We start from the raw sequence: 1,908 nt of genomic DNA, 5'->3' as shown, positions 1-1,908 counted from the left end.
CGGCTCCCCCACCCGCGCCAGCTCCAGCTCCAGCTCCAGCTCCAGCTCCAGCTCCAGCTCCAGCTCCAGCTCCAGCTCCAGCTCCAGCTCCAGCTCCAGCTCCGGCACCGGCACCGGCACCCGCTCCAGCTCCGCCACCCGCTCCCGCTCCGCCACCGGCTCCAGCACCGGCCCCTGCACCTGGTCCGCCGCCACCACCAGCGCCGCCCCCGGCCCCACCACCTCCGGCACCAGCACCTGCGCCCCCACCGCCCGAGCCGCCGCCTGCTCCGCCACCATCGGCCAAGCTTCCAGTCCCACCACCGCTCGCCACGGCCGCGGCACGCAGCGCAATGGAGCCCGTCCCGCGGGTGCTGGCGAGCGATGAACCGGTGGCCGCTGATTGCTGCGTCAACTGGCCCGGCGACTGCGTCGTGCTCAAGCAAACAGCCTCGCCGAAGGGGTTGTAACGATCACAGKGCAGATTGCCTACGGCTCTGGACTCTATCCCCGAGCGAAGCACCTGCGAGGTCTCAGGCGCCCTCGTTCGCACCGGCGCATCCTCAACGGCCGCTGTTGGGAGAGGCGCTCGGGGAACGATCTCGATCGTGGTCGCCGCCTCTCGCCTCGGCTCGCGTCTCTTCGGAGTCGACGCGACGACCTGGTCGCGACGCCGAGTGCTTGACAACTGCTTGGGTACAGCGCGTTCCGGCTTGGCCGACGCTTCGACCCCGGTCGCCTCTTGCGTCGCAGACTTCACCGGTAGGTCCGCGCGAGCGTCGGCTTGCTGTTCTGGACCCGGCAGTGACGCGTCTTCGATCGTCGTCGCAGAGACAGGGCTCTGCGGCGCCTCCTGGGGCGCGGATGCAGGCGAGGCCTGCAGCGACACGGGCGGCGAGTTCGGGTTTGGCAGCCCCGAGTTCGCGACCGCGTCCCGAGCCTCGGGCGCCGTCTGAAACAGGAACTGCTGCGAACTCGGGACCGGCGCCTCACGGACCGTGCGGGTCGAATACCAAAACACGAAGCTCGCAGACAAGAACAAGAGGACGAACAACAGCAACAGCAGCGAAATGTCGATTCCTGGAGGCAGCGCGAGCCATGCGGCACGCTTCGGCTTGGCCTTCTGAAGCGGTGCGCGTGCAAGCGCGTGGCCCGCCTGTCTGGGCGGGGGCATGGCCCCGACCGCGCGCGCATCCGGCAACGTGGAAACGAAGGCCCCAGCGTCGAAACGTAGACCTGAGAACTTGCCCGCGCACCCATGGCAGTATCTGGCGCGGTCCTTGTTGGGTGTGTGGCACGAGTCGCAGTACTTCGTCATTTCCGGGCTCCTGCGGAACTTCGTGCGTCGTCACGACGCCAAGATGAGACGAGCCGCCAACAAGACCGGCGTCTCGTGGGGTCTGGCAACAGTCATAGCGCCGAAACACCGCCGTCTTCGCGTTCGCGCTGCAGCACGCCGCGTACGGAACGGCGATGGACTTGAGTGCCGAATCACTGAATTGGCTGTTGGCGCCGCAGGTGCCCTTGACATCACTCTCCCCCGTTGTGATGAACTCACATTGAACGCCTTTCTCACAAAAGGAGGGGCCGTTCTTGCAAGCCGGGGACTCATGAATTTGCCCCCTTTTGGTAACAGAGAGTTAATGCAGTGCCTCGGAGCCCGCCTCGCGCACCYGAACATTGAGCTACTGCCGAACGGCAACCTGCGACTTGAGAATGAGTCGCTGGGCGACAGCTAAGTGGTCGACGTGCATCCGATGCACCTTCGCCTGATGGCCGAGCGCTTGGGCCTTGTCCGCGAACTGTCCGCATCGCGTGTGGACGACTTGCGCGACCTGAGCCGCTATAAGCGCGCGCTGCTGATGATTCGTGATCGTGCCGAGCAACTGCACACAAACATCTATGGCCTGTCGCAGCATGGCCCCGCGA

Annotated in this window: 2 protein-coding genes; one reads left to right on the top strand and one right to left on the bottom strand. The window is 66.2% G+C overall.

The genetic code is table 11. The annotated features are described in order from the left end of the window. Positions 1 to 279 (bottom strand): hypothetical protein (locus AC1DY5_RS53685; RefSeq protein WP_478122364.1); only part of this gene is annotated, 279 nt, incomplete at its 3' end. Between the two features lie 1,439 nt (positions 280 to 1,718). On the opposite strand from AC1DY5_RS53685, the gene AC1DY5_RS53680 reads away from it, so the two are divergent. Next, positions 1,719 to 1,908 (top strand): hypothetical protein (locus AC1DY5_RS53680; protein ID WP_478122363.1); only part of this gene is annotated, 190 nt, incomplete at its 3' end.

This window comes from Variovorax sp. P4_D9, from assembly GCF_056401695.1.
The sequence above is the reverse complement of the archived record's forward strand: the minus strand, read 5'-3'. Positions and strand labels throughout refer to the sequence as shown.